This window comes from Hydrogenophaga electricum (assembly GCF_030160815.1).
GTDB classification, from domain to species: Bacteria; Pseudomonadota; Gammaproteobacteria; order Burkholderiales; family Burkholderiaceae_C; genus Hydrogenophaga; species Hydrogenophaga electricum.
In genome coordinates this window covers 66706-91389 of the sequence record NZ_BSPB01000007.1, presented here as the reverse complement: position 1 = coordinate 91389, position 24684 = coordinate 66706, and the positions used below count along the sequence as shown (strand labels likewise).

The 24684-nt window shown below is 64.3% G+C and carries 30 protein-coding genes; 9 read left to right on the top strand and 21 right to left on the bottom strand.

From position 1 onward, the window contains the following. Positions 1 to 228 precede the first annotated feature (228 nt). The 9 genes from QQK43_RS06870 to QQK43_RS06830 all read right to left on the bottom strand — a co-directional run bounded on the left by QQK43_RS06870 (position 229) and on the right by QQK43_RS06830 (position 5238). On the bottom strand, positions 229 to 768 hold the full coding sequence (locus QQK43_RS06870) for a S26 family signal peptidase (RefSeq protein WP_284307184.1): 540 nt from the start codon (positions 766 to 768) through the stop codon (positions 229 to 231). Next, a complete protein-coding gene (locus tag QQK43_RS06865; protein ID WP_440589172.1) occupies positions 765 to 1334 on the bottom strand; it encodes a DUF2840 domain-containing protein in 570 nt (189 codons plus the stop codon). The genes QQK43_RS06870 and QQK43_RS06865 overlap by 4 nt, the downstream gene beginning before the upstream one ends. Before the next feature lie 8 nt (positions 1335 to 1342). Further along, positions 1343 to 1615, bottom strand: a complete 273-nt coding sequence (locus tag QQK43_RS06860) for a chromosome partitioning protein ParB (protein ID WP_284307182.1) — start codon at positions 1613 to 1615, stop codon at positions 1343 to 1345. Next, complete coding sequence (gene parA, locus QQK43_RS06855) at positions 1612 to 2250, bottom strand: ParA family partition ATPase (protein WP_284307181.1); 639 nt, start codon at positions 2248 to 2250, stop codon at positions 1612 to 1614. Before parA ends, QQK43_RS06860 begins: the two co-directional genes overlap by 4 nt. 244 nt (positions 2251 to 2494) lie before the next feature. Next, a complete protein-coding gene (locus QQK43_RS06850; protein WP_284307180.1) occupies positions 2495 to 3340 on the bottom strand; it encodes a replication initiator protein A in 846 nt (281 codons plus the stop codon). 35 nt (positions 3341 to 3375) lie between these two features. After that, on the bottom strand, positions 3376 to 3684 hold the full coding sequence (locus QQK43_RS06845) for a helix-turn-helix domain-containing protein (RefSeq protein ID WP_284307179.1): 309 nt from the start codon (positions 3682 to 3684) through the stop codon (positions 3376 to 3378). 84 nt (positions 3685 to 3768) lie between these two features. After that, positions 3769 to 4590, bottom strand: a complete 822-nt coding sequence (locus tag QQK43_RS06840; protein ID WP_284307178.1) for a DUF2285 domain-containing protein — start codon at positions 4588 to 4590, stop codon at positions 3769 to 3771. Between the two features lie 57 nt (positions 4591 to 4647). Further along, positions 4648 to 4800: a hypothetical protein gene (locus QQK43_RS06835; protein ID WP_273424592.1), complete on the bottom strand. Its 153-nt coding sequence runs from the start codon at positions 4798 to 4800 to the stop codon at positions 4648 to 4650. Between the two features lie 84 nt (positions 4801 to 4884). Beyond that, positions 4885 to 5238, bottom strand: a complete 354-nt coding sequence (locus tag QQK43_RS06830) for a DUF2958 domain-containing protein (RefSeq protein WP_273424594.1) — start codon at positions 5236 to 5238, stop codon at positions 4885 to 4887. A 312-nt stretch (positions 5239 to 5550) separates the two neighbouring features. On the opposite strand from QQK43_RS06830, the gene QQK43_RS06825 reads away from it, so the two are divergent. Beyond that, complete coding sequence (locus QQK43_RS06825; protein WP_273424596.1) at positions 5551 to 5841, top strand: helix-turn-helix domain-containing protein; 291 nt, start codon at positions 5551 to 5553, stop codon at positions 5839 to 5841. Positions 5842 to 5899: 58 nt separating this feature from the next. Here QQK43_RS06825 and QQK43_RS06820 read toward each other — a convergent pair whose 3' ends face one another. The 4 genes from QQK43_RS06820 to QQK43_RS06805 form a co-directional block, all read right to left on the bottom strand. After that, a complete protein-coding gene (locus QQK43_RS06820; protein ID WP_086920778.1) occupies positions 5900 to 6211 on the bottom strand; it encodes a DUF736 domain-containing protein in 312 nt (103 codons plus the stop codon). Positions 6212 to 6947: 736 nt separating this feature from the next. Then, positions 6948 to 7700, bottom strand: a complete 753-nt coding sequence (locus tag QQK43_RS06815; RefSeq protein ID WP_284307177.1) for a hypothetical protein — start codon at positions 7698 to 7700, stop codon at positions 6948 to 6950. A gap of 342 nt (positions 7701 to 8042) precedes the next feature. Beyond that, positions 8043 to 10055, bottom strand: coding sequence for a ParB/RepB/Spo0J family partition protein (locus QQK43_RS06810; RefSeq protein ID WP_284307176.1), 2013 nt, complete (start codon positions 10053 to 10055; stop codon positions 8043 to 8045). A gap of 92 nt (positions 10056 to 10147) precedes the next feature. After that, on the bottom strand, positions 10148 to 10975 hold the full coding sequence (locus QQK43_RS06805; protein WP_284307175.1) for a DUF932 domain-containing protein: 828 nt from the start codon (positions 10973 to 10975) through the stop codon (positions 10148 to 10150). Between the two features lie 534 nt (positions 10976 to 11509). Here QQK43_RS06805 and QQK43_RS06800 point away from each other — a divergent pair. Beyond that, positions 11510 to 12178, top strand: a complete 669-nt coding sequence (locus QQK43_RS06800; protein ID WP_273424606.1) for a DUF6988 family protein — start codon at positions 11510 to 11512, stop codon at positions 12176 to 12178. Positions 12179 to 12211: 33 nt separating this feature from the next. On the opposite strand, the gene QQK43_RS06795 is transcribed toward QQK43_RS06800, so the two are convergent. The 3 genes from QQK43_RS06795 to radC all read right to left on the bottom strand — a co-directional run bounded on the left by QQK43_RS06795 (position 12212) and on the right by radC (position 14097). Beyond that, a complete protein-coding gene (locus QQK43_RS06795; protein WP_273424610.1) occupies positions 12212 to 12559 on the bottom strand; it encodes a DUF2958 domain-containing protein in 348 nt (115 codons plus the stop codon). A gap of 207 nt (positions 12560 to 12766) precedes the next feature. Next, positions 12767 to 13321, bottom strand: a complete 555-nt coding sequence (locus QQK43_RS06790) for a thioesterase family protein (RefSeq protein WP_273424613.1) — start codon at positions 13319 to 13321, stop codon at positions 12767 to 12769. Positions 13322 to 13575: 254 nt separating this feature from the next. Beyond that, the gene (radC, locus tag QQK43_RS06785; protein WP_273424616.1) at positions 13576 to 14097 is read right to left on the bottom strand and encodes a RadC family protein; all 522 of its coding nucleotides are present in this window, start codon (positions 14095 to 14097) and stop codon (positions 13576 to 13578) included. A gap of 422 nt (positions 14098 to 14519) precedes the next feature. Here radC and QQK43_RS06780 point away from each other — a divergent pair, with 422 nt between their 5' ends. Genes QQK43_RS06780 through QQK43_RS06755 form a run of 6 tightly spaced genes read left to right on the top strand, consistent with a single transcriptional unit; the run spans position 14520 to position 21007 of the window. Beyond that, on the top strand, positions 14520 to 15614 hold the full coding sequence (locus QQK43_RS06780; protein WP_057595597.1) for a helix-turn-helix domain-containing protein: 1095 nt from the start codon (positions 14520 to 14522) through the stop codon (positions 15612 to 15614). Then, entirely contained in the window at positions 15614 to 16528 is a 915-nt protein-coding gene (locus QQK43_RS06775) for a hypothetical protein (protein ID WP_057595599.1), read from the top strand. Before QQK43_RS06780 ends, QQK43_RS06775 begins: the two co-directional genes overlap by 1 nt. Next, positions 16525 to 17442: a restriction endonuclease gene (locus QQK43_RS06770; RefSeq protein ID WP_057595601.1), complete on the top strand. Its 918-nt coding sequence runs from the start codon at positions 16525 to 16527 to the stop codon at positions 17440 to 17442. The genes QQK43_RS06775 and QQK43_RS06770 overlap by 4 nt, the downstream gene beginning before the upstream one ends. Before the next feature lie 40 nt (positions 17443 to 17482). Continuing rightward, positions 17483 to 18781: a hypothetical protein gene (locus QQK43_RS06765; protein WP_057595603.1), complete on the top strand. Its 1299-nt coding sequence runs from the start codon at positions 17483 to 17485 to the stop codon at positions 18779 to 18781. Beyond that, positions 18768 to 19961 carry a hypothetical protein gene (locus QQK43_RS06760; protein ID WP_172705556.1) on the top strand — a complete coding sequence of 398 codons (1194 nt, stop codon included), beginning with the start codon at positions 18768 to 18770 and terminating at the stop codon, positions 19959 to 19961. Before QQK43_RS06765 ends, QQK43_RS06760 begins: the two co-directional genes overlap by 14 nt. Continuing rightward, entirely contained in the window at positions 19958 to 21007 is a 1050-nt protein-coding gene (locus QQK43_RS06755) for a KAP family P-loop NTPase fold protein (RefSeq protein ID WP_273424626.1), read from the top strand. Before QQK43_RS06760 ends, QQK43_RS06755 begins: the two co-directional genes overlap by 4 nt. A gap of 70 nt (positions 21008 to 21077) precedes the next feature. Here QQK43_RS06755 and tnpA read toward each other — a convergent pair whose 3' ends face one another. The 5 genes from tnpA to QQK43_RS06730 form a co-directional block, all read right to left on the bottom strand. Next, positions 21078 to 21509 carry an IS200/IS605 family transposase gene (tnpA, locus tag QQK43_RS06750; RefSeq protein ID WP_026437438.1) on the bottom strand — a complete coding sequence of 144 codons (432 nt, stop codon included), beginning with the start codon at positions 21507 to 21509 and terminating at the stop codon, positions 21078 to 21080. A gap of 121 nt (positions 21510 to 21630) precedes the next feature. Next, positions 21631 to 21870, bottom strand: a complete 240-nt coding sequence (locus tag QQK43_RS06745) for a hypothetical protein (protein WP_057598560.1) — start codon at positions 21868 to 21870, stop codon at positions 21631 to 21633. A 113-nt stretch (positions 21871 to 21983) separates the two neighbouring features. After that, on the bottom strand, positions 21984 to 22274 hold the full coding sequence (locus tag QQK43_RS06740; RefSeq protein WP_057595609.1) for a hypothetical protein: 291 nt from the start codon (positions 22272 to 22274) through the stop codon (positions 21984 to 21986). 716 nt (positions 22275 to 22990) lie between these two features. Continuing rightward, entirely contained in the window at positions 22991 to 23440 is a 450-nt protein-coding gene (gene gloA / locus QQK43_RS06735; RefSeq protein WP_284307174.1) for a lactoylglutathione lyase, read from the bottom strand. A 33-nt stretch (positions 23441 to 23473) separates the two neighbouring features. After that, on the bottom strand, positions 23474 to 24034 hold the full coding sequence (locus QQK43_RS06730) for a PaaI family thioesterase (protein WP_284307173.1): 561 nt from the start codon (positions 24032 to 24034) through the stop codon (positions 23474 to 23476). 49 nt (positions 24035 to 24083) lie between these two features. On the opposite strand from QQK43_RS06730, the gene QQK43_RS06725 reads away from it, so the two are divergent. After that, a complete protein-coding gene (locus QQK43_RS06725) occupies positions 24084 to 24551 on the top strand; it encodes a MarR family winged helix-turn-helix transcriptional regulator (RefSeq protein WP_284307172.1) in 468 nt (155 codons plus the stop codon). The last annotated feature ends 133 nt before the right edge of the window (positions 24552 to 24684 follow it).

The window sequence follows — 24684 nt, the reverse complement described above, 5'->3', positions numbered from 1 at the left end:
ACGCGCCTTCTCCAATGCCGATGCGGCATTGCGCACTCTCGCGGCACGCCGCTACCCCTTGGCGCGTGCCGCGCCAACCCCTTGTGCAGACAGGGTTTTCAAGCGGCCGGGTGCCGCGACCTTTTATCTTGCCCTGCATCTTTCCCCGTGTGCCTGCGCCGTCCACAGGGCCGACGGGCACGGTGAGGCGATGCATCGGCGGCGACGACGACTGTCGTCTTGCGGCCGTCATGGCTGCTCCAGCAGCCACAGCGGCTGCGCAATGCCGATCACATCGGCGGCGCGCACCGGCCCGAAGTAGCGGCTGTCGAACGACGCCGGGTTTGTCGCGCTGAGCAGGAAAACCTCGTTAGCCTGCAGGCGGCGGCACTGCGGCCAGCCGTGCAGTGGGCGGCCCATGCGGTCTACGCTCAATGCGGTGGCCAAGGTGTGCCCGTCGATGCGCACAACCTGGCCAGTGATGCACACGCGTTGTGGCGCCACGGCGCCCACGCGCTTGAGCAGCGGCACGTGCGGCGGCAGGTAGCCGCGCTGCGCGGCGAGTGCAGCGGCTTCGGCCGGCAGGTGGGCGAGCACGATGCTGCCGACCCGCAACTGGTTGGGCTGCCGCAGAAGCGGCTCGACGCGGTACCAGCCCACCGGAACGCTGTTCGACGGGTTGTAGACCAGGTGCGGCAAGGGCTTGGCGAACGAGGCCCAGGCGAGTGCAGCCAAGCCGATGGCGGCGGAACAGGCGATTGCCGTTCGGGATGCTTGTGAGCCGGTCATGACAGGGCCCTTGTGGACAGCAATGGAGCATGGCGGTCGGTGGTGTAGGCCGGCAGTTGCAGCGGTGCGGTCGATGGCCCAGAAGTCCAGGCAGCCAGGCGGTTGCCCAGCGTGCACCAGTACGCGGCGGCGACCGTACAAGCGTCGATGCCCTGGGCTTCGATGGCGTCGATCTGCTGCATCACGGTGCGCACCTTCAGTTCGCCTTCGGCGTGCAGCAACAGGCGAGCGCCCGGGCGCACGCCGGGCAGACGCTGCAAGGTGTCCAGTGGAGCGCCGGCCTGCAGCACCATCAACTGCCACAGCGTCGTGCCATGGTCATTGGCCTGCCAGCGCACGCGGCAGAAATTGGCCAACGGTTTGAAGACCGCGCAGCGCCGCCAGTGGTCAAGCTGCACGGTGTGCTCCGGCTGTCCAAAGCGCAGGTACAGGTTGAACCGCTGGTGGACATAGGCCAGCGAGACGCGGGTCAGTGCTGGGGTATCGGCTGGTCTGTGCTGCAGCGCAAGGGGCTGCAGCAGTGACGAGCGTGCTGCGCTGGGCGCAACCGTGCCATCGGGCGTGATGTGCATGTTCATGGGGATGTCTCCGAACGGGATTGGGGGAATTCGCGCTCCAGCAAGGCGCGCAGCAACTCGGCCACGGTGGTGCCTTGGGTAAACGCCGAGACCTTGATGCGCGCACGCATGGCGGGCGTGACGTCCAGCGTCAGGCGGGCGGTGAACAGATCGCCTTTCTGCAGGTTTTCGCCATCGCCTTGACGCACCCATGCCTCAGCCTGCGGGTTGGCGGGCGGACGCGAGCCAATGGCGATGCGTTTGCTACGCTGCGTGCGTTCTTCCGTCATGACGGCCACCGAAGCAGTTCATCGACCAGCGCGGCCACCTCGCGCGCAGCGGCGCTGTCGGGCGCGGTTTCACAAGCGAGCCGGCCGGCGGCCACGCTGTCAGCGAAGACGATGCGCTGGTGTACTTCTGAGCGCAGCGCGGGCAGCGGCTGTTCTGCCAGCGCCTGGCGGGCTTCGCGACCGATGACGGTGGTGCTGACGCGCCGGTTGATGGCGAAGGCCGCGCGCAGTGCCGGGCGGAACACCTGGGCTTCGCGGATCAGCGCTACCATCTCGGCGCTGGCCCACAGGTCGTAGGGGCTGGGTTGTACCGGGATGACCACGCGGTCGGCCGCCAGCAAGGCGGAGCGCGCCAGCGCCGCGATGCGCGGGGGACCGTCGATGACGACGTGATCGACCCGGCGGGCGAGTTCCGGCGCCTCCTGGTGCAGGGTTTCGCGGGCCAGGCCGACGGCGCTGAAGAGCCGGGGAAGCCCCTGCTGGCTGCGGCGCTGGGTCCAGTCCAATGCCGAGCCCTGCGGGTCGGCATCGAGCAAGACCACCTGCTGGCCGCGCAGCGCGAGCTCGCCCGCGATGTGGGTGGCCAGCGTGGTCTTTCCCACGCCGCCTTTCTGGTTGAGCAGGGCCAGGATCATGGCGTCGCTCCTTCTGCTCGAAGCGTGGCGGCAACTGCGTGCCGGTCCGCACTTGTCCACCGAAACGGCGCGCTCCCACTACCAGTTAGATGATTGTGGTTAGGGTAGTTACGGGCGGTGCAAAGCCACGCCGCCATTGGGCTGGCGGCCGATCGGCACGTCTGATGGCACGATGGGCACACGCCTGATGGCACGTGGCTGCGCACGCCCGATAGCACGAGCCCGTCCACAGGCCATGAACCGCTTATCCCCGTGCCGTGGGCGGCACCGGCCGGAACGTCAGCACCTCGGCGCCCGTGCCCGGCATGCGGACGATGCTCAGGCGGTAGCCGGGCATGGACTGCCGCGCCACCAGGGCACGCAAGTCGCAGGCGAAGTCGTGTGGCTTGGCGGTGCTGCCCGATTTGCGGTGAAGGTGCTTGAAGTCGAACTGCCAGCCGGCGGGCTGGTGCCCGCCGTGTTTGCGCACCAGGCGGTAGAGCCAGCGCTCGATGCCGCCGGTGAGGTCGAAGTAGGCCGGGTCGATGGTCAGCACCAGGGCGGCGTCCAGCACGCCCGCGTAGAACCAGTCCGGCAGGATCAGCTCGATGCCCAGCGGTGTGCCGCGGGCGTCGGCCAGTTCCTTCCATTCGTTGATCCACGAAAACCGGTGCAGACGCCGGCCAGTGGTCTCGCGGATGGACGTGGCCACTGTGGTGGACTGCAGCCGGTCGAGTGCCGCCTTGAGGCGCTGGTAGTCGCGTAGCGAGACACCGCGCCCGATGAAGCGCAGGATTTCGTAGGGCCGGGCGTGCATCAGGCGCGAGGTGGTGATGCCGGCATCGCGCGCCTCGACGATCTGGCTGGCGGCCCAGATGAGGATGTCGGCGTCCCAGATGGTGGCGATGCCGTGTTCCTGCGTGCCTTCCACGCGGATGGCGACGTTGCCGCTGCGAAAGTCGATGGGCTTGGTGCGTCGGGACTTGGCCAGCGAGAAGAAGGGGTAGGCCATCAGGTCCTGGCTGTCGCGCGGTGCCATGTCGCCCGGCAGCGCGCGGAACAGGTCGAGCTGTTCCGCCGGGCGCTGGGGGCTGGGCGCAGGCAAGGTCATCGGCCGTTGGCAAGGGAGAGGGCGCGCAGCACCCCTTAGCGTGCACGGCTGTCGGCCGAGTGGTGCTCGGCGTACTCGGGGTCGGACGTGGCCTCGAAGCTGCGCTGGTCGGCCCAGGTGTCGAGGTCGGTGACCGCATACATGACTCGCCGGCCGAATTTGCGAAAGCGCGGTCCGCCGCCGATGACGCGCTGCTTTTCCAGCGTACGCGGCGACAGGCGCAGGTAGTCGGCGGCCTCGTCGTTGGTGAGGTAACGCGGCGGTTGCGGCTTGGCCGCAGCTTGTGCAGAGGCCTGCGGCGTGTGAGCGGGTGCGGCGGCAGGCCGCAAGGGAAAGGGTCGCATGAGAGGCGCCTCCATCGGTCAGGAAGGCCCGCCTGCAGGATTGCAGGCGGGTGGAGGCAGTCTCAGGGAGCGCGGGCGTTCTGCTCAGGGACGATCTGAAGTGGGGCTGTTTCGTCCCAGGGGCGGAGGGGCGAGCTGATCGAGACCCGCCAGCTCTCGGTAGCCGCCATCCACCAGAGAACGGCCACGCTGCACCAGGCGCCGCACGCGGGCACGCAGTGCGCTGTCGGCGTACCAGTCGGTTGCGACCTCGGTCGAGCCAAACAGCCCTTCGGCGATCTTGCGCAGCGAGGCGCCTGCCTGGTTGGCGTCCAGGGCCTGAAGGGTCAGCAGCGCCTGCAGGGCACTGGGGCTGGGCCGTGGACAGGTTGCGGCCGAGGGTTCGCAGCTACTGGCGGCGGCCAGCTGATCCAAATCGTTCGCCATGTCACGGTAACGCGCACAAGGCTCTCGGTAGGCACGCATGGTGAAGGCGTGCGGCATGCCATCGTGCAACTCGGGCGCCAGTATCAGGCGCACACCACTCCCGGGCCAGCGCACGGCGAGCACGAGGCCTCGGCCATCGTGCTGCAACTGCTTGCGACCCGGCAGGCGCCAGAGCTCGAAGGGGGAGGCCTCGGGCGCAGGGTCATCGTCGGGTATCACGCGAATCGTGCAGGCTCGGGTGTTGAGCCAGTAGGGCAGCGCTTCGCGCGCATCCAGCGCTGGGTCTACCAGCGTGCGCAAGCCCCAGGGCTGCGCGGCGTCAGCGGCCTGCGCGCGCCAGGCCTGGCGGTAGCCGGGATGGCGCCGCAGGTACTCCCAGGCCAGTGCAGGGCCGTCCAGGTGCAGAACGTAGAGGTAGGCCGCGCTGGCATGCCAGGGCGGCGGCCGGGAGGCCTGCTGACCGTCGTTGAATCGGACCATATGCGAACTCCCTGTTCTTGTGCAGGAACGTCGCATCGGCCGGCAAGGGCTACGGGTTCATCGGTCGGCGATCCGGTCGTGAAGGTCTGCGCTGTACTTCATCGTCCGATGGTGGCCGGGCTCGCCAAAAACGCGCCCGAAGCGACGGCCACGTGGCTCGATGGCCATCGTGGCAAGGCTGACCATGGCGTGGTGCAGCGCGGTTGTCATGTCTATTTCGGTCTGGATAGTGACCGAGACTGGCGTGAGCAGCAGTCAGACCCAAGAGGTCTGACATGCACGTCGATCCTTTGCTCAATCCATGATCGAGCCGTTGGCCTGTGCCAGCCGCAGGTATTCGGACATTGGCCGCACGGCATGGAAGTGCAGGTCGCGCCGCACCTGTATCCGCTGAGGGCCGACGATGGTCGCGAGGTCCGACAGCTTGATGCTGCCCATCTCGGGCATGCCGATGCCCACGTCGCACAGACCCCAAGCGGTGTCGCCATCGGCAGGGTCGAGCGCTGCGAGCAGCCAGGTCGCGTGCGCGTCCGGCGTGAACAGGCGCACAACGGGCCACAGGTCGATTTGCGCGTCAGCAGCGCGAGCATGGCCGTTGGCCAGCAGCTGCGCGCGCTGCTCGTCGGTGACAAGGGATTCAGTCGGCATGGTCAGAGTGCGTGGCGCTGTGCGGGAACACGTGTTGCATCAGAAGCACCGAATCGCAAAACCGCTTTCGTGTGTCCCCGCAAAGGCGCAGTGGCGCTTTTGCAGAAATGCACCCTTGCACGAAGGCTGAAAGTCGGCATGACGTGAATGCTCGAATGAGCAAGGGTGGCTTTGAAGCTTTACGTAGATACACGAGTGTTACGTAAAAGCACGAAAGCACCCATACGGAGATTCACCAAAGCGGCAGCGCAAATCGCTAATGAGTTAAAGATAACGTGGTTTTAATTGTCTCTCGACAGGACGCTTCTGTCCATGCAGAAGCGTCCTGTCCAGGCTGGCCGTCCGGCCGGTGCCACCACCTTCGATGCCGAACTGGCGCAAGCCTTCGGCGCGGCGGTGCGTGCGCTGCGCTCGGGGCAGGGCATGGCTCAGGAGGCGCTGGCGCACCGGGCGGGTATCGAGCGCTCGCACATGGGCAAGATCGAGCGCGGCGAGCACATCCCCTCGCTGCCGCTCATCTTCAAGATCGCGGCAGCGCTGGAGTGCGGTGCGACCGACCTGATGGCCGCGACCGAAGCCCAACTGGGTTCGAGCGCGGCCTGAGACTGCAGGCTCGGCCCGCAGCAGCGATCCCGCCAGGGCGGCGGGATCGGACCGGCCGTCAGGCCGTAGGCTTGCTGCGCGACCAGATCAGGTTGTGCGTGCCGTCTTCTTCCTCGATCAGGCGGGCATAGATGGTGGCCGGGAACGAGGGGTCGTCCAGCGTCACCGAGAGGTAGGGGCGTTCGGACTGGCTGACCTTCTTCCAGGCGGCGCCGATGTCGTAACCGGTGCCGGCCTGGATGCGGTAGTCGGGGGCGTTCTCGCTGCCCTTGTCGTTGCGCACGAACTTGACCTTGACGTTGAGCGTGAGGGTGCGAACGGTGCCGATGAAGCCGTCGTTCTGAGCGGTGAAGGTGCCGATGTTGGCCATGATGATTTCCTTTCGGGTTGCCAAGGTCGCGCCCATCGCGTCCTTGTTGTGATCCGTCAGGCGGGGGACGGGCAGGCTGCACCCCGCAGCGCAGTGAAGGGGCCGCAACAGCGTGGAGGACCGGCAGGCACGGGAAATTTGCCTCGCGAGGAATCCGCCCAGCGGAGGGGAAATTTCTTGGGCCGTACGGTTGCAGCCATCAAGCCCGAGGCGCAGCCGCGACCCCGCCAGGATTCACGACGAGACAAGGACGCCTGGGACGCACCTTTCCCGAAAGGCCTCCTGGCCGAGCACGTTCATCACGCCTTTGGCAAGACTTCAGCGGCCACTACCCTTGCGCCATTGGTCAGAGTCGCAACGACGCGAGAAGCCACTGCCGCCTCCACCCAGCGTCTCGCATCGCACGTCGCCTGTCAGGTTCGACCAGTACGGTGCCAATACCCATGCGGTATGTTGCGATCACCTCGGCCAACTGCCCGCCAGCGTGAGGGAAGACGGCATGCCCGGCAACTCAGCGCAGCGAGCAAGGGCGTAGCACCCGGCTCATATGGCGAGGTGATGCAGGGCCGGATGCCGGATCACGAACCCTTCCGGCCCGAACAGGCAAGCGGAGCGCGCAGGCGTGAAGGATCGAAGCCGAAGGGCCGTGACGGCTATGACGGCACGGGGCGCAGCCCGAGAGCCTGGCGGCGCAGGGCGCCGACACGCCCGGCCCCGGGATTCACCGTCACCAAAGTCACATGAAGAAGCTGCCCTGGTCCGAGTAGCCCTTGGTGTCGATCTTGAGTTGAGCCAGCCAGGGCTGTACCGCCCGCTTGCAGGAAAAGTCCTCACCGCCGTCCTGAACCCACGCGCCCAGGCGGCGCTCCACCCAGGCGTGTGCATGGGCGTCGCCATCGCGCAGACCATTGAATCGGTCGGGCTCGATTCCCTCGTGCCGCGGGTGGAGCACCACGTTGATCGTCAGTTCGTCACCACTGATGGCATCCACACTGGCCACGGCCGCATGGCCGTCCTCAAGCTCGAAGCGGTAAATGTGCCGCTTGCAGCGCTGGCTGTGTGGATTGCCGCACGGCCACCAGTTGTCGCTGGGCTCCAGGCCGAACAGGCGCTGCTCCAGCCCGGCATTGATGGCGGCGACCACCAGGTTGCGCCAGCCCACCCAGCGCGTGCTGCGCTTCTTTCTCAACGGGAAGTTGCGAAATGGCGAGTACGAGTGTTCGAACTCCGGGACCAGGCGCAGATCCGCCGTGGCGTTGTAGCCCAGCTCTTGAAGTCGGCGCACCATGCGCGCATTGTTGGGCTTGTGTACCTCGACGGTGACACGACCGTCCAGCGCAGCGCGAAGTGCCGCATGCGTCTTGAACCCGAGCGCCCACGCGAGGGCTTCGCTGAGATGTGCGGAAGGGACACCGCTCACGCGGTGCTGGGCACTGTGCTTGAGATTGCGCAGCGCCGCTTTGGAGACGAAGAATGTCGAATCAGACATGCCAAATTCCTTTGTGCATGGTCGATGACTGCCGATTACGCACCGACCGGAGGAATGGACACGGTCTGCGATCAGAGGAGGGAAGCGAGAAACGTCGTTTAACCCGGCAGCAGGTTCAGCGTGACGCGGCTGTCTCGGTATTTTATGCGCTGACGCCGACAGGGTTGGCACCAGCGCCCGCGCAAGCCCTTGCGCGCCGCCACGCCGCCGCCTGATCAAAGGCGGCGGCGTGGCGGTTTTGTGACCGCGTTTGGCACGAGCGGTCGCGAGCCTGCGCGCACGCGAAAAAGCCCCGGGCGCAAAGCGCCGGGGCCATGAGTGGACAGGTTGGTGTTTCCTCTGTCAGTCTTCCGAGCCTGGCGCACCCGTGCCATTCACCGTTGTAGGCACCTGACGACCGAACACGGCAGGCATCCAGCCACTGCCCTCGGCCAATCGTTCGGCCTCCTGCGCAATTTCCGATTTCTTGAGCTTGGACAGGCGCTGCACTTCGGTCGGCGCGAACTGCTCCACTGCGTTCAGTATTGTGGTCTTGGGAACGTGCTGGAAATAGCTGTCGGCCGTGGGCTTCCACCACGCGGCCATGTCCAGGCCCAGCGCCTGCGCCAGTTCGGCGCCGGGCTGGCTGGCGGTCGCGCGGGGTGTCACCACATCCACCACCGGGGCGGTGCACAGTGCCAGCAGTTGAATCAGCTCCTCCTGAGACTTCTCCAGCAACACCGCGAACAGTTCACCCTGTTCCTGCGGCAGCTTGTCGGCCCAGGTCTGCCGCAGCTCGCGCAGCGCGACTGCGGCCGGCGACTCTGGCCAGTCGGGTGCCAGGTCTTCCAACCGGGCGCGCAGACTCAGGCGCACGCCCAAGGGCAGGGCGTTGCGATAGCCGCCTTGCAGGGCCTGCTGCACCAAGGCATGGACCAGCGCAGCCAGCGCCACCTGCGGTTGGCGCGCCATTTCGATCTGCATGGCGGCGGTGCGGTGCGCGCTCAGGCGCTGGGCCAGCCGGTCGGAAAGGTGTTCGGCGCCGTGTGGCGTATCACCCGTGGTCGATTCATCCGACTCGCCACTGCCGCCGCCGTCGTTGCCTGAGCCGGTGGCGGCGCGTTGCCGTGCCGCGTCCAGCGCGCGCAGCGCCTTGGCTTCGGCCTCGCGCAGCAGGCCACGGTGAATGAGAACCCGTCCCTCCCGGTCCAGCGTCACGATGGCACCGGCCATCGCGCGGACCTCAAGCGCATGCCCGCTCAGTTGGGACTGCACGGCTTCCAGTTCGGCCACCAGGGCCTCGCGCCGCTGGTGCAGGGTTTCGGCCTTGTCTTCGTCGTCCGCGTCGTAGGCTTCTTCGAGCGCGGCATCGGTGCGGGCGATGCGACCTTGCAGCACCTCCATGCGCCGGGACTCGCGCGCCGTGGGTTCGCGGCGCTGACGCGGTGCGTTCTGGAATGCCTGCCGCTCGGCCGGGCTCAGGTGCGGCACCGATTCCACCCAGGCCCAGCCCTCGGCGCGCACAGGCTCGGCCAGTGACTCCAGCTTGTCGCGCACCAGCCGTTCCAGCAGCGCGGCATCGGTTAGGGTGGTGCCGGTGTCATCGTCGTCGGTGAACAGGTCGCGGCGAATGCCACCCCCGGCAACGGTGTAGGCTTCCAGCCCGACGAAGCGCACCAGTGCGTGGTCGGCGTCGATTTCCCGCTCGGTCAGGCGCTGGCGCAGTGCAGCGGGCGAACGCTGCCATTCGGGCGCCTCGTAGAACGCGGCTTCCTGGGCGGCATGGTCGTCGGTCACGGCCAGCGCCATCAACTGGTCCAGGCTGACCGTGTCGGCGCGGTAGTCGGCCACCAGACGCGGCGAGACATTGGCGAGCTTGAGGCGGCGCTGCACGACCAGCGGTATGACACCGAAATCGGCCGCGATGTCTTCCACCGGGCGCCCCTCGGCCACCAGGGCAGCGAAAGCCTCGAACTGATCGGCCGGGTGCATGGCCTCGCGCTGCACGTTCTCGGTCAGGCTGGCGGTGCGCGCGCTCGCGTCGGCCACCAGCAGGCAGGGCACGTTCCAATCCTTGGCGATGCGGCGCTTCTTGGCCAGCAGCTTGAGGGCAGCGAAGCGGCGGCCACCGGCCACCACCTCGTAATGCTCGCCGTCCGCACCCAGGGTGACGGTGAGGTTCTGCAGCAGGCCCACGCGCTCGATGCTGGCGGCCAGCGCTTCGATGGACGGGCCCACGGTCTTGCGCACGTTGCGGCGCGACGGGCGCAGCCGCGACAGCGGCACAAGCAGCATCTGCTGCGAGGGCTGGGCGGGCACCTGCGGTGCGGGGATGGCGTGCAGGGCCTGGGCTTCGGGATCGGTGAGCGCGTTCATGGTGAAACTCCTGTCGGGTGGGATGTGAAAAGGGGAGTGATGAGGGGAGGGCGGCGGCAGGGGCAGGCCCTGCGCGCCGAGTGGGTCCGGGTTCAGGCCTTGAGCTGGCGCATGCCATCGGCCAGCAGCCACAGGGAGCGGTTCAGGCGCAGGTTCTGGTCGATGCCCTGCACGGGGCGGGTGCTCTGGCGGCGCCCGTTGGCGCTGCGGCCCGTCAGCCCGCCCTTGATCAGGTTTTCCTGGGTGCGGTTGAACACGCTCCACAAGTCGCGCCGGTCGTCGTCGTGGCGGCGCGGCATCAGGATTTGCGATTCGGTGACGGGCGGAGCCTTCTCGGTGTCGTCGTACTTGAGGGCCAGCGCGGCCCGCGCGAATACCTCGGATTCGCCCGCGTCCAGTGCCACGGTCTGCATGGCCTCGCGCGACTCCTGTGCCTGTCCGAAGCCCTGCAGCACGGTGTAGGCGCCTTCGATCACCTGCGCGGCCACGTCGCCCTTGTGCGGCACGCGCACGTCGGCCACGGTGTCGCCACACACCAGCCCGTTCTGGCAGACGAAACGGAACATGCCGGCGAGCATCTGGTAGCTGCTGGTGCCGTCGTGCGAGTTGAGCAGGATGATTTCGTTGGCCTCGCGGCCGTTGATCTGACTGGCGTGGCGCAGCCGGATCAGGTGCTTGGTGAACTCGCGCCGGTCGTCATGGCGCACGCGGGTCTGGCACACCATGAAGGGCTGGAAGCCCTCGCCGCGCAACTCCTGCAGCACGGTGGCGGTGGGGATGTAGCTGTAGCGCTCGGAGCGGCTGCCGTGCGGCGCCTCGGCAAAGATAGATGGCGCCACGGCGCGGATCTGGTCATCCGACAGCGGGGTTTCGGAACGCAGCACCGGCGAACGCGGTGCGAAACGGGAAGCAAGTTGCATGGTCATTTCTCCAAATGAAGCTGGCTGTTGAAAAACCCACCGGATTCCTAGATTCGGAGCCCTCTTCGGGTCTTCCGGTGGGGTCGGCGCAAAGACCTGGGCCGGCCCCTTCGCCACCGTCTTTCCTGAGTTCATCGCCCGCGACCAAAGGAGTGCGCCGCCCGGTGCCGTCAAGGAAGCAAGCGCCAGGGCTGGTGCGGACCGCAGGCGCAGCCGAGGACACGGCCTGGCGCGCCTTGACGGCACCGGGCGGCGGGCTACGGTCGCGCAAGTGGTGATGGACGAGGGAAGAGGGCGCCAGTGGCCCCTGGCCGCAGATGGCGCCGGCCCCGCGCAAGCGCAGCGCGCAGGACCGGCCGCCAGGCCGGGCCGAAGGCGTCAGCCGACCGGAGGGAAGGGAACGATGGAAGCCCGCGAGGGACGAGACCGCGGGACTACAGGGACCGGGGGCTCGGTGCGCAGCACGACAGCGCGGCCGGCCAGACTCACAGGGCCGGCGACGCCCAGTTGCATGGAGTTGTCTACGATGACGACATGACCGAGAAAGACCAGAACCACCCCGATCCCCTGGAGCAGATGCTGCTGCGCTCGGATGCCTTGCACGAACGGCTGAACGAACTGCTCGACGAGTCCACGTTCGACGGGTCTGCGCGTGGCGAGGCCGCGCTTGGCATGTGTGTCGTGGCCATGGAACACGGGACTGCCTTGCGTGCATTGATGGCGCTGGGATTGCCGACCTCGGCGGTCAGCTTGATGCGGCTGCAGTTCGAAGCCCTGACCCGCTCGATGTGGCTCATCTATGCCGCCAGCGACACGGCCATCGAGAAGCTATCGGCACCGCTCACACTCGAAACCGAGCAGGCGGCCAAGAACCTGCCCAGCGCAAAGGAGATGATCGATCAGATCGGCAAGCGGGTCGGGCAGGGCGTGCCTGCCGCGGCCCACGGGATGCTGTCCCAGTTCAAGGACGTGTCCTGGAACGCCATGAACTCCTTCGTGCACGGCGGCATCCACCCGCTGCGGCGCAGCGCCGATGGTTTCCCCGTGCACCTGGCCCTGCAGGTGCTGCGCAACTCCAACGGTCTGAGCACGATGACCGGCATGACGATGGCGGTGCTCACCGGCGACGAATCCATCGTCAAGCCGATGAGCAAGATCCAGCCGGCGTTCGCCGACTGCCTGCCGGATCTGCTGAAACCCTGAAAGCCAGGGCGTCCGCGACGCCCTGGCGGCGGGTCAGACGCTGATGCGCCCAGCAAGCCGCGCCTCCCGCGCGTAGGCGCTCAGGCGCTTTTCGGCACGAAAGTGCAGATCGCGCTCAACCGGCAATCCGAGCCGACCACGCACGGTGGCCAGCTCCTGAAGACTGACCCAGCCCAGCTCGGGCGCACCCAGGCCCAGGTCGCACAAACCGAAAGCATGATCGTGGTCGTCCGGGTCGATCTCGGTCAGCAGCCAGGTTGCGCCAGCGTCGGGTGTGAACAGCTTGACCACGGGCGCCGGGTCGAAGTCGGGGTTCTGCAACGATTCGCGGCCGTTGGCCAGCAGCAGCACGCGCTGCTCGTCGGTGATGAGTGTGTTCATGGTGAACTCCAGAAGGAATGCCGGGCGGGATTGCCCGCAGCCTCCGGGTCACGGCGCAGCGCAGCGGTCAAGGTTCGAAGACGGCCGCCCAGGCTGCCAGCGCAGCGCAGATGCGCGCCGACCTTGACGGCGAGAACGGCGTGGCACGCTGGGTGCAACAGCAAGCCAGCCCCCACTGCCCAGATGCTCCGATTGGGCGGAGTGCGTTCAGGAAATCTGCGATTCCTGGCGACGGGGCAACTCAGGCGGAGCACGCCAGCCGAGGGCGCTGTCAACCATGTCTCCGTCTGATTTCGTCGTGAGTGCTTCGACTTTCACGGCGATGCGCGACTCCATCGGTGCTCGTGGAGCCACCACCAGAATGACGGAGCCTTCGCAAACCACCTCATGGTCATCGGATGCCTGAACGAAGAACTTCGTGCTGCGCTCCCCCAGCCGTTCAACCCATCCGCGAAGCTTCAGGGTTGACCCCGGCGGGATCGGCCCCTTGTGCTCCAGTTCTATTGTCCGGCCCACCACGACCTCCGAGTCGGCATCCACATGCCGCTGCATTTCGCGGATGCAGATGGATTCGACGACGGCGACCAGATACCCGGTCGCCAGGCATTCGATCAGCCGCTGTGCGTAGTCACTCCCATGTGGGAGCCGGGAGAACAGCGCCCGGGCCGTCTGCTCGGGCGGCACGCTGTAGGTTTCTTCAAAGGAGATTTCGCTGATGCCTTGGTGGTTCATGGGATGGGGAGATGGGTTGATGACGCGCATTCGCTCCGAAACCTCACGTCAAAGTGGGAGGACGGAAACAGCGTTCGATCCTCGTTCGGATACATCGCGTCTTCAACCCAGCCAGGCGTTCTCCAGCGTAGCTGGCTCAATGCGGATGTCCGCGTGGGGCCGATGGAGGAAGCCCCACCGCCTCCGGCCTTGATGTCATGAAGTGCTCGTGCCACTGTGCGGTGGCACGCTGTTGGGCAGGAAGCAAAAAACCGGGAGCCGTTGTGGCTCCTGGTTGCGCGGGCTCAGATCAGCCCGCGCTCGGCGAAGGAAAGAATCGTCGGTCCGGCCACGATCAGGTGATCGATGACCCGAACGTCCACCAGCGATAGCGCGCTCTTAAGGGTCTGGGTCAAATGCTCATCGGCCCGCGAGGGCTCGGCCACGCCCGACGGATGGTTGTGGACCAGGACGATGGCCGCTGTGTTGTGTGCCAGAGCCTCCTTGACCACCTCGCGCGGGTAGACCGATGTCTGGGTCACCGTGCCGCGGAACATCTCGACGTACTCGATGACTCGGTGTTGGGCGTCCAGGTGGATCACCGCGAACACCTCGTGCTCCAGCGTGCCCAGCTTGATGCGCAGGAAGTCGCGCACAGCCTGCGGAGACGACAGCATCTCGGTGCCGCGCAACTGGCCTGCCAGCACCCGCAGCGCGGCCTGCAACACCTCAGCCGGCTCGGCCGGCCGGTAGCTGCCCGCGACATCGCGAACGAGCAGCGAGGAATCGATGGAAGACGTGAACGACAGGGAAGACAGCTGCGACATGATCGGCTCCGGTTCGGAATCGGGCGGGATTGCCCGGAACCGGCCACCCACGCCGCAGCGCAAGCGGTCAGGGGTCGGAGGCGCAGCCAGAGACGGCCGCCAGGACGCCAGCGTGCAAGGCACGCGCAGCCCTTGACGGCGAGAACGGCGTGGTAGGTTGAAAGGGCACAGCAAGACCGCCACCCCCGCACACCACAACAGCCCCTGCAAGCGGAGCGCGCAGCGGCCACGCCGCGGAGACGTCAAGGGATCAAAGCCGGATGGCCGGGATTCGGCACGAAGCCCGGGGCGCAGCCCGCGAGCCCGGCGGCGGGACGCCGAGACGCTCGTACACACAAATTTCGCTGCGCAGTAAATATTAGGAAATCGTCGAAAATTCGGTGTAGTGTTAATATTCACTGTACAGTAAACCGACTAGAAGCATGCTTGAGCTGACCATGACCGAACATCAGTTGGTCTCGCGCCTCGTAGATGCGTTGCGCGAGCTTCCCGACGTCCACGCGAATGTGGAGCGCTGGGAACTGGGCGGTGGGCGTCCTGAGCGGGGACTGGATGCCGAAGTCGATCTGCACGTGGCAGGGAAGTCGCTGGCCGTACTCGTCGAAGCCAAGAAAGCGGTCTATCCCCGAGATGTGCGTCAGGTGATCTGGCAGATCCGTGACGCCAGCCGTGTCTGGTCGAGCAGCCATTCTGGCGATGCTGTATCGCTCATCGCAGCCGAGTCGATCTCGCCCGGCGCGAAGGAGTTGCTCCGCAGTGAGGGTGTGGGCTACTACGACAGTGGAGGCAGCCTCTATCTGCCGGCAGCCGGCATCTACCTCTACATCGACAAGCCACCGCCCAAGACGCTGGTCAAGTCGATCCGCTCGCTGTTCTCCGGCCGACGCGCCCAGGTGCTGCACGCGCTGCTCGTGCATCGTCAGGCGTGGTTCGGTGTCACCGAACTGGCGCAACTGGCACAGGTATCGCCCGCCACTGCATCGCAGGTACTGAGCGAGCTGGAGCGCTTCGACTGGCTGGCATCGAGGGGGCAGGGACCAAGCAAGGAGCGCAATCTTCGTGAGCCTGCCGCTCTACTCGACGCCTGGACCAAGCAGGTGAAGTCTGATCGTGCGCCCGCGCTAAGCCGGTACTATGTGCCGGCAACCAAGCCAGACGCATTGCCGATGCGCATCGCCGAGGCACTGGAAGGCCGGGGCGTTGAATACGCCATCAGCCACGAGGCTGCAGCCCAGCGGTTGGCACCCTTCCTGTCCAATGTGCCGCAAGTGCGTCTGCGGCTGTTGCCCGGGCAGGCCTCCGAAGCCGCCTTTGCCGAGTTGGGGGCACGCACAGTCTCCGAGGGCGCCAACCTGGCCGTCATCGAGGCCACGTCAGCGGGCGAACTGTTGTTCCGCGAGCGCCTGGATGGGCTGTGGTTGGCCAGCCCGATTCAGATCTACCTCGACCTGATTCGCGGCGAGGGCCGTTCAAAGGAAATGGCCGAGCACTTCCGCAAAGAAAGGATCGGCTTCTGATGGCCAAACCCGCAACGCTCGACGGCTACAGCGACCAATACACGGTGGACTGCGAGCGCGTCCTCGTAACGCTGTTGCGCGGGCTGGGCCCCTGGAAGGACTCTGTCTACCTGGTCGGTGGGCTCACGCCGCGATACCTCGTCCCCGCGCGACCACCGGTCGTGCCCGCACATGCGGGCACCCTGGACGTGGACATCGTGATCGACCTGCAGATCTTGGCCGACACCGAGGCATACCACACGCTGGAGGACAACCTCAAACGGATGGGTTTTGAGCGCGCTGAGAACGAAGCGGGAAAGAAGCTCTCATGGCGCTGGCAGACCCGGACCGAGCATGGCGCACTGATGGTGCTGGAGCTGTTGGCCGATGCGCCCGACATCGCTGGCGGCAAGGTGCAGCCGCTGCCGACCGAAGGCACGATCTCGGCGTTGAACATCCCGCATTCGTCCATTGTCTTCGACCTGCACCAGGTCGCCGAAATCCAGGCTGAGCTGCTGGGCGGCCACGGTGTCGCCACCGAGAAGATCAAACACGCCAACCTCGTCAGCTTCACCTGTTTGAAGTCCTTCGCGTTTGACCAGCGCTTCGAGCGCAAGGATGCACACGATCTGATCTATTGCATCGAGCATGCGCCAGAAGGGTTGGACGCCGTGGCCGCAGCGTTTCGACAGGAACTCGTCGGCAAGCATGGCGCCGTGGTTGATGCATCACTGGCCATTCTGCGCAGCCGATTCTCTGGCGACGATAAAACTGATGGATACCGCAAGGATGGCCCGGTCTCGGTAGCCAAGTTTGAATTGGGTGAAGGTGACGAGCCGGAGCAACGAGAGGCAAGGGCGCTGCGGCAGCGGCAGGCCAGCGATTTGATTGATCAGCTTTTCGAGCACATCGCCAAAGGAGGGGACACCGTATGACCTTCCCGGCCGACATCAAAGGCTGCATGAAAGACTGCATCCTGTCGCTCTTCTGGCCGCGAAAGGACATCGTCGGCTTCTTTGAGAAGCACGGATGCACAAAGGCAGAGATTGCGTCAGTGCCGCTTGAAGGCGAGAGCGCTCTCAAGCGGCACGAAATCGTCGATGCATTGTTCTCCGCGCTCGCGGCGCGGTCAGACGATGGACTCGGCCCCTTCCGCGCGATGCTTCAGTCACTGCTGAATTGGTCGCACTTCGATCCGTACTACTTTGACAAACTGCGCAAATTGGATCGAAGCGCTGCGACCAAGAATCTAGAACACCTGCGCCAACTGCAGGAGATCCGGGATGCCAAGATCAAGGCCGATCGCGAGCGAAGGGCTGCCGACGAAGTGGCGCGACAACAGCCGAAAGCGTCGCTGGAACAACTGCGCGCTGAGTATCTTGACCTGCTCGCCAACAAAACTTCGCGACAGCAGCGCGGCTACGCGCTCGAACGCATCCTGGCCGAGTTGTCGAGGCTCTCGCGTCTGGAGACCACGGAGGCCTTTCGCGTGAACGGCGAGCAAGTCGATGGTGCTGTGAAGTTTGAAGGCGAGCACTACCTCATCGAAGCGAAGTGGCAAGAACGGGCTGCCAGCAATGAGCCTGTATACCAATTCGCGGGCAAGGTGGCGGGGAAGCTCTATGGCCGTGGTCTCTTCATCTCGGTAAATGGTTTCAGTCCCGAAGTGGTTCGCAGCCTTGTTTTGGGCAAAGAGATCCAGACGCTCTTCATCGACGGCGAAGACCTGATCTTGGTGCTGGAGGGGCATCTCACGCTGCGAGACATGATCGACCGCAAAGTGAAGGCGGCCCAGACGAAGGGACTGATCTACGTTCATCCGATTTCGGGCGCCGAGAAGAAGTCGTAGTTACTCTACGGGGCGGAAAATTCAAAAAGGGGGAACTTTTATGGATCGTGAAGCTATCGGCCGACGGGCGCAGGACGTGCAGGCTGGTCTGCGCGATGTGTCGGATTTGCGCGTGTCGGCCACCATACCGATCACTCGGCAGATTGGCATGGCTGCGCAACTCGCCGTTCACATCCGTGGGTTGGACACTATCGAGAACATCGTGGGATTCCACGGCTTCTGCAGTAATCTCGGTATCTCGTCGGATTCGCTGCCCACCGTGCTGGGCACGTTGGAGCAGATCGGCTGGATACGCGTTGTTCCGAACGTATATGCGCCGACGCGCATTGAAGAGACCATTCCGTACTTCCAAGAGGTCTACGGTGCGCTCGGCGAGCAGTGGTCTCTGCGCAAGCCCGGAGAGCTCGAACAAGCGACCATGGCCATCATCGATAGGCTCACCGTCGCGCCGGTGCCGCTGGAGACCTTAGCGTCCGAGCTGGGTTTGAAGTCGGCCGACATTCAGACAGTCGTGGACATCGGCGACCTTGGTGGCTATCTCCGGCAATACGACTCACCAAAGGACCGCGTTCCGATTCTCTATGCGCCGCTCTTCACTGAGGAGAATCCAGAGACGCTGTTGAACTTCATCGCGAAGAATCCAGGCACCCACAGCGAGATCGAAGCAGTCTTTCGAGCGGCGAAGTCACACCCAGGTGCACCCATCAGTGCGCTGGAACAGAGCAACCCGTTGGTTCTTGAACTGGTCAATGAGAACATCCTGCGCGCACCCGCAATCGTGTCATCGGGTGGTGCGCAGTCGTTTGCCTTTGCGCCGTTCAAGACGACGCACCCTCGGGCCATCTTGGAGAAGGCTCGCATCATTCTGGCGTGCGTCCGATATGGGGAAGGCTATTCCTCCATCACCAAAATTTCCGATCCAAGCGCCATCTTGAGGGGGCTGCGGGACAGGAAGATGATTGGGCGCACGCCGCATTCCAATATCCAGTCGCAGTACGCGGCAGCGGCAAACATGGGGGTAGGGTGGATTGAGCCAGAGAATGGTCGATTCCGCTTCCGCCTCTATGACACCGAGGACAACTTGGCCGCGGTAGATATGGCGATTGCTATGTGCTCTGGCCAAAGCGAGGATGTCGCGTCGTCGCTGCTCTTGCCGGCCGAAGTCAAGGGTTATTTCACACGATCCGAGCCTGGCGGATTGCTTCTGCCGGAAGCAAACAGAAGGCGTGCGCGCGATCTCATCGCGACACGCAAATTGGACCCAAACACACGCACTGCGGCTCGCCTCGGGCGGGCGTTGCTCGACGACTTGCGAGGAATTCATCGTGTCATCAAGTGATCAAGATCATTCCTACAAGTTGCTCGGCAAGCGTATGGCCTGGGCCCTCGGCTACGTGCCACTGCTCAACGTCCCCGTGACCCTGCCTCCAGATACGAGCTCCAGAGCTGGAACGGACCTGACCGACGCGGATGTGTTTGGATTTCGCTTCAGCGCGAGCGGCAGCGTGTCTCGGTTGCTGATCGATTGCAAGACTGCTAGTGGTCGTGCAGTTGATCGGGTCCTGTGGGTCAGAGGACTTCAGGATGTTCTGCATCTTGAGGAGCTATATCTCTTCAAGAAGAAAATCCCGGATAGCGCTCGCTGGTTGGCGCACGAACTCAAGGTCAATTGCATTGATGAAGACGAGTTGCACGAACTTGATGCACGGCTGGGACTGAATCGGCTGAAGGGGCCGTATTTCGACGGCACTGGTTACGAGAGCATTGAAGCGCTGCTGACCTTCCCGAAGGGCAGCGAGTACCGCGCCTTGACTCAGTTTCTCCGTACCGGACTCTGGACACTAAAGCCCGCACACAGGGTTCTGACCTTGCTGAACCTTGGCCAACAGAATCATCTGCATCGAAAGCTGCGATTGGACGACCGGGCTCACGTCGGCCTCGTTCTTCTTGCCACGCGTGCGCTAGCGATCAGTCTTGGCCTGTTGATAAGTGAGTTGAATGTCGTGGACGTGCTCAAAGTTGAGGCGCGGCTGCGTGAGGAGCTACATGGAGGCGCGGAGTCGCTCGCTCAGAAAGTGCGTTTTGCAGACGCAATCCACCGATTGACAGGTGAGGCAGACGCTGAACAGGCCATCGATCACAAGGAGTTTCCACGCCTTCTCGAAGAGGTTAATCGACTATTGATCAGACGCTACGCCCTGAACGACGCTGTTCGAATTACCGATTTGGCATTGCATTACTTCGCTGCCGGCTCGGCGACGCTGCCGCGACATCTGAGCGGCAGTGATTCCAATCTTTCGGCGAAGATGGCTTCCGACATCCTCGCTCTGTTCGTGAAGAGCAACTCGCTCGACATTGGGTTTTCCCGCGCCATCATTGGCTTGTTGGCGGCAACGCATGAGGCCGTCTCCGATCAAAGCGACGAGCAGCGAATGGCAGGCGTCGGCAAAGGGGAACAGGTTTCCTTGCTGGCACCGCTACCGCCCTTGGAGGAGAGACGTACCGGGGTGGACAAATGATCCTCACTGACAACGAAACCAAGGTCGATCTGCTCAACAACGAGGCCATTGCCGCCACGATCATTGGGTTGCTCCGCGCAAAACCTGATCATCCGATGACGATCGGAGTGCATGGTGATTGGGGTGCCGGCAAGTCCAGCGTCCTCGAAATGATCGAGGCAGGCTTCGCCGATAAGAACGATGTCCTGTGCCTCAAGTTCAACGGGTGGCGCTTCCAGGGCTTCGAGGACGCGAAGATCGCCTTGATCGAAGGGATCGTCACGGGCCTGGTCGAGAAGCGTCCGGCGTTGACCAAGGCTGCTGTTGCGGTCAAGGATGTCTTTCGCCGGATCGACTGGCTGAAGGTCGCCAAGCGAGCAGGTGGCTTGGCGGTCACTGCCTTCACTGGCATTCCCACGCCCGAGCAGGTAGGCGCGATCGTCGGCTCGCTTCAAGGCCTGCTGGCTGACCCTGGCAAGCTTGCAACGAAGGAGAACCTCGAGACGACCATCGAGGAGGTCAAGGGCATCCTGAAAGGAGGCGAAACAAAGAACGTTCCCGAAGAGGTCGAAGCGTTCCGCAAGGCCTTCGACCAGCTCTTGAAGGACGCTGGTATCAAGCAGCTGGTCGTCTTGATCGATGATCTCGACCGCTGCCTGCCCGACACCGCGATCGAAACGCTCGAAGCGATCCGGCTGTTCGTGTTCACTGCGCGGACGGCGTTTGTGGTCGCGGCCGACGAGGCGATGATCGAATATGCGGTGCGGAAGCACTTTCCCGACCTGCCGGACAGCACCGGACCGAGAGACTACGCTCGCAACTACCTCGAAAAGCTGATTCAGGTTCCGTTCCGCATTCCTGCGCTGGGGGAAACCGAGACACGCATCTACGTCACGCTGCTGCTGGCCGGCGCGGAGATTGGTGAAGATAACGCGGACTATGCGAAGCTGATCGCCGTGGCGCGGGAGAAGCTGAAGCGCCCGTGGACAACGGGCGGGCTGGACGCTGTGACCGTCAAGACGGCAGGTAACCATCCCCCGGCAAAGCCGGGGGCATTCGGGATGTGAGCCGCTCAAAGCGGCTGTAAGGGGTCGCTAACGCGGCCCCTCATTCTTGGGGCCACCTATCGGTGGCTACTCACCTCCATAGACCGAGTTGGTCCAACCTCTCGTCTTCCTTCTCCTGGTTTCGGATGTACTCCCGTATCACCGCTTCGTCGCGTCCCACCGTCGAGACGAAGTACCCTCGCGCCCAGAAGTGCTGACCCACGAAGTTGCGCTTTCGCTCTCCGTACACCCGCGCAAGGTGGATTGCGCTCTTGCCTTTGATAAAGCCCACCACCTGCGACACCGAGTACTTCGGTGGGATCGACAGCATCATGTGCACGTGATCGGGCATCAGATGCCCCTCTTCAACCCTGCATTCCTTTTGCGCGGCCAACTTTCTGAATACCTCACCCAGGTGTTCGCGTAGCTGCTTGTACAGCGTTCGCCTTCGACACTTGGGGATGAAGACCACGTGATATTTGCAATCCCAGGCCGTGTGACTCAAACTTTCATACTTGTCCATCGTGTTTCTTCCTTTCGTTTGCTTGGCGGCTCACGATTGAAAGTCTCTACGGTGGACAACCTCCTGAAAAGTCAAACTTCTACTGCCTCCCCGGCAGAGCCGGGGGGCCTCCTTTTGGTAGCTAGGTGACCGAATGGGTTTGCACGCCGGCGAACGCCAGCAGCGGGTACAGCAGTGCGATGCTGCGTCCGCCGCACTCTGGCGAATTGGTGAAGCCCCCCGCTGTTTGGCACGCGAACGCCACGAAGAAACCGGCGGTCGCCTCGGCGGTGTTCTGGGCGTAGCTCCGCCAGGCCGAGTCGCCTAGGTCGACGAAGTTCACGGTGCGGCGCTCCAGCCCCTTGCTCTTGTGCAAGGTCATGAGCGGCACCGCCTTCGTTCCTCGTCGGCTTCCAGCGCTGGGGCCAAAGCGATTTCCTCGAAGGCAGGTCTGGCCCCACTTTTGGCTGTGGAGGACCATGCCCCACGCCGCGCTTACCAGCCCTCACGCTGGTAGTGGTCCGCTTCGAGGTAATAGTCGTGGTGGGCGTGGTCCCGGTAGAGCCGGTAGCAGCCGTAACCCCAGAGAAGGAGCGCGACGGCGTAGAAACCTATCTCGATCCACTGGAAGGCCACCGGTGGCTGAGGTTGGCCCGGCAGAATGCTGAAAACCTTGGTGATGAAATTCGCAATAGCAAACGGCACGGCAGTCGCTACCAGATAGAGCGCGCCACGCCATTTGCCGAATTTGTAGGCCATCCGGCCGGTGTCCAACAGATAAAGCATTACATCCCCCGTTACTGATGCTTACGTGCATGGTAGCGACTGTTCGGCCCACCAAAACTAAACGGGCATGAGCAAATGGACGAAACGCCAAGCGGCTGCTGCGCCTCTGATCGCTTGCTGAGGAAGGAGATTGCGTCTGGACGGCGGGCGTTTCTGGGTGGCGAACTGCGTGCTTTGCCACTGACCGCATCGGTGGTCTAGTTACAGACGAAAAATGCCTCGTGCGAAGCGGCGCACTGCATGCTGCCTTCAGAGGCCCCCTTCGAACACGAGTTTGGATGAGACTGCAATTTCAAAAGGGCTGAGTCAAGTCAAACAGTCAAACATCCGCTTCGGGGCGTTCGATTTAGCGGCGAGGACGCCGCCTATGGGCGCAGAGCGCCAGTTCCCGTCGCGCGAGAGCAGCCGTTCATGGCCACTCGGCGGCAAGTCTTTCTAAGCGGCTGGCTGCGGTCGACTGGCGGCCTGACGCGAGCTCGAAGCACGAAGGACTAGTTGCGGCATCTGAAGTCGTTCATCTCGCGCAGCCGTCCTTGAACTGACGGCCGGCACCACAAGTCGGGCGGCACTTCGCTATCGGGAGCGGAAGTTGGTAGCCCTGACTGCTGTCGCTAGCGGTCCAATGGCTATGGCTGGATGTGCCCGCACAGCTTCATAGCCTACCACTACCGGACAAACAAGGGAGCCCACTTGTGCGGGCTTCTGTTGCATATCTACTACGCGCTGTGCAATGGATCGGTGCTTTTGGCGTCCGACTGGCGTCTGTTGTCGTAAGTTGTTGATTTTGTTTGTATTAATTCGATCTTGTAGCCGTCGGGATCGGTGACGAAGGCGATCACAGTGGTGCCGCCCTTGACCGGGCCGGCTTCGCGGGTGACGTTGCCACCGGCCGCCTTGATCTTTTCACAGGCTGCATAGGCATCGGGCACGCCCAGGGCGATGTGGCCGTAGGCCGTGCCCATGTCATAGCTCTCGGTGCCCCAGTTGTAGGTCAACTCGATCTCGGCCTGGCCCGGGTTGCCACCCTCAAAACCGAGGAATGCCAGCGAGTATTGGTATTCGGGGTTTTCCGAGGTGCGCAGCAGTTGCATGCCCAGCACCTGGGTGTAGAAGTCGATCGAGCGCTGGAGGTTGCCCACGCGCAGCATGGTGTGCAGAAATCGCATCGTGGTGTCCTTGTCGGGAAGGAAAAGGCGCGATTATGGGGCGGTGGCGCTGGCGGGGCGGCTGGGCAGATCAAAGACCAGGCAGGTCGTTGTGGCATGCGCATAGAGCGTGCCGTCGGGTCCCACGAGCTGGGCGTCGGCGGTGGCCAGTTGGCGGCCGCAGTGCAGGACCTTGCCGATGGCGCGCACGCGCGGGACCTGGGGGGTGAGCGCGCGCACGATGTTCACGCTCAGCTCGGCGGTGGTGTAGCCCCGGCCGGCGAGCATGCGGGTGTGCACGGCGCATCCCAGGGCCGAGTCGAGCAGGGTGGCAAACCAGCCGCCGTGGATGGTGCCCATGGGGTTGAGGAGGTGGGGGCCGGGTATGCCCTGAAACACGGCAGTCCCTTCGGCGACGCTGATCAGCATGAAGTCCAGCGTGCGCGCGATGCTGGCGTAAGGCAGTTCGCCACGGAGCATGGCCTGCATGAGTTCGAGGCCATTGCGCCCGGCCACCTGGGCCGGCGTGGCCACACCCGGTCCGGGGCCGGCGGCCAGAAGGCGGTTGGCCTCGGTTTCTTCGTGCAGCCAGGTGTCGAGCAGGGCGGTGGTCATGTGTGATCAATAAGTTGCATATGCATTCATTGTAGATACAATCAATCCGATGAACACTGTCTCCACCGTGTCAGGGTCGGATACGCTGGCACCCGGGGCCCGGCCAACCGGCTGCACCAATCTGAAACTGCGCCAGCTCATGCGGGTGGTGACGCAGCGCTACGACGCGGCGCTGTCCGGGGCAGGCCTGAAGGCCACGCAGTACGCCCTGCTGTCCTGCGTGGTCAAAAGCGGGCCGCTCAAGGCGGTCGAGCTGGCCGAGCTCATGCGCATGAGTCCGTCCACGCTGTCGCGCAATCTTCAGCCTTTGCTGGCCGCCGGCTGGTTGCAGACAGGGCAGGGCACCGATGCCCGCAGCCATCTGATCGGGGCCACGCCCGCGGGTGCGGCCAAGCGGGCGGAGGCCCAGCGCCGTTGGCGCGCGGCACAGGAAAGTGTCAACAGCACGCTCGGGCCTGAGCGTGTGCAGACCCTGCATCGGTTGCTGGACGAATCACTGGCTTTGATGACGGCCTGATCCGCCTGCACGGCGCACCGCGGTCCGCCTCCGAACGCTGTTTTTGCCCGATCCTTGCCGGTGCGCTCGCCGGTGTTGCGCACAGGGGGCGCAGGTGTGGCATCCTTGCAGTTGTTACGGATTGAAACTATTC

Bases quoted from the DNA above. Each gene is read 5' to 3' on its own strand.
- QQK43_RS06870 (WP_284307184.1), bottom strand. From the start codon at position 768: ATGACCGGCTCACAAGCATCCCGAACGGCAATCGCCTGTTCCGCCGCC.
- QQK43_RS06860 (WP_284307182.1), bottom strand. From the start codon at position 1,615: ATGACGGAAGAACGCACGCAGCGTAGCAAACGCATCGCCATTGGCTCG.
- parA (WP_284307181.1), bottom strand. From the start codon at position 2,250: ATGATCCTGGCCCTGCTCAACCAGAAAGGCGGCGTGGGAAAGACCACG.
- QQK43_RS06850 (WP_284307180.1), bottom strand. From the start codon at position 3,340: ATGACCTTGCCTGCGCCCAGCCCCCAGCGCCCGGCGGAACAGCTCGAC.
- QQK43_RS06845 (WP_284307179.1), bottom strand. From the start codon at position 3,684: ATGCGACCCTTTCCCTTGCGGCCTGCCGCCGCACCCGCTCACACGCCG.
- QQK43_RS06840 (WP_284307178.1), bottom strand. From the start codon at position 4,590: ATGGTCCGATTCAACGACGGTCAGCAGGCCTCCCGGCCGCCGCCCTGG.
- QQK43_RS06835 (WP_273424592.1), bottom strand. From the start codon at position 4,800: ATGACAACCGCGCTGCACCACGCCATGGTCAGCCTTGCCACGATGGCC.
- QQK43_RS06830 (WP_273424594.1), bottom strand. From the start codon at position 5,238: ATGCCGACTGAATCCCTTGTCACCGACGAGCAGCGCGCGCAGCTGCTG.
- QQK43_RS06825 (WP_273424596.1), top strand. From the start codon at position 5,551: ATGCAGAAGCGTCCTGTCCAGGCTGGCCGTCCGGCCGGTGCCACCACC.
- QQK43_RS06820 (WP_086920778.1), bottom strand. From the start codon at position 6,211: ATGGCCAACATCGGCACCTTCACCGCTCAGAACGACGGCTTCATCGGC.
- QQK43_RS06815 (WP_284307177.1), bottom strand. From the start codon at position 7,700: ATGTCTGATTCGACATTCTTCGTCTCCAAAGCGGCGCTGCGCAATCTC.
- QQK43_RS06810 (WP_284307176.1), bottom strand. From the start codon at position 10,055: ATGAACGCGCTCACCGATCCCGAAGCCCAGGCCCTGCACGCCATCCCC.
- QQK43_RS06805 (WP_284307175.1), bottom strand. From the start codon at position 10,975: ATGCAACTTGCTTCCCGTTTCGCACCGCGTTCGCCGGTGCTGCGTTCC.
- QQK43_RS06800 (WP_273424606.1), top strand. From the start codon at position 11,510: ATGACCGAGAAAGACCAGAACCACCCCGATCCCCTGGAGCAGATGCTG.
- QQK43_RS06795 (WP_273424610.1), bottom strand. From the start codon at position 12,559: ATGAACACACTCATCACCGACGAGCAGCGCGTGCTGCTGCTGGCCAAC.
- QQK43_RS06790 (WP_273424613.1), bottom strand. From the start codon at position 13,321: ATGCGCGTCATCAACCCATCTCCCCATCCCATGAACCACCAAGGCATC.
- radC (WP_273424616.1), bottom strand. From the start codon at position 14,097: ATGTCGCAGCTGTCTTCCCTGTCGTTCACGTCTTCCATCGATTCCTCG.
- QQK43_RS06780 (WP_057595597.1), top strand. From the start codon at position 14,520: ATGCTTGAGCTGACCATGACCGAACATCAGTTGGTCTCGCGCCTCGTA.
- QQK43_RS06775 (WP_057595599.1), top strand. From the start codon at position 15,614: ATGGCCAAACCCGCAACGCTCGACGGCTACAGCGACCAATACACGGTG.
- QQK43_RS06770 (WP_057595601.1), top strand. From the start codon at position 16,525: ATGACCTTCCCGGCCGACATCAAAGGCTGCATGAAAGACTGCATCCTG.
- QQK43_RS06765 (WP_057595603.1), top strand. From the start codon at position 17,483: ATGGATCGTGAAGCTATCGGCCGACGGGCGCAGGACGTGCAGGCTGGT.
- QQK43_RS06755 (WP_273424626.1), top strand. From the start codon at position 19,958: ATGATCCTCACTGACAACGAAACCAAGGTCGATCTGCTCAACAACGAG.
- tnpA (WP_026437438.1), bottom strand. From the start codon at position 21,509: ATGGACAAGTATGAAAGTTTGAGTCACACGGCCTGGGATTGCAAATAT.
- QQK43_RS06745 (WP_057598560.1), bottom strand. From the start codon at position 21,870: ATGACCTTGCACAAGAGCAAGGGGCTGGAGCGCCGCACCGTGAACTTC.
- QQK43_RS06740 (WP_057595609.1), bottom strand. From the start codon at position 22,274: ATGCTTTATCTGTTGGACACCGGCCGGATGGCCTACAAATTCGGCAAA.
- gloA (WP_284307174.1), bottom strand. From the start codon at position 23,440: ATGCGATTTCTGCACACCATGCTGCGCGTGGGCAACCTCCAGCGCTCG.
- QQK43_RS06730 (WP_284307173.1), bottom strand. From the start codon at position 24,034: ATGACCACCGCCCTGCTCGACACCTGGCTGCACGAAGAAACCGAGGCC.
- QQK43_RS06725 (WP_284307172.1), top strand. From the start codon at position 24,084: ATGAACACTGTCTCCACCGTGTCAGGGTCGGATACGCTGGCACCCGGG.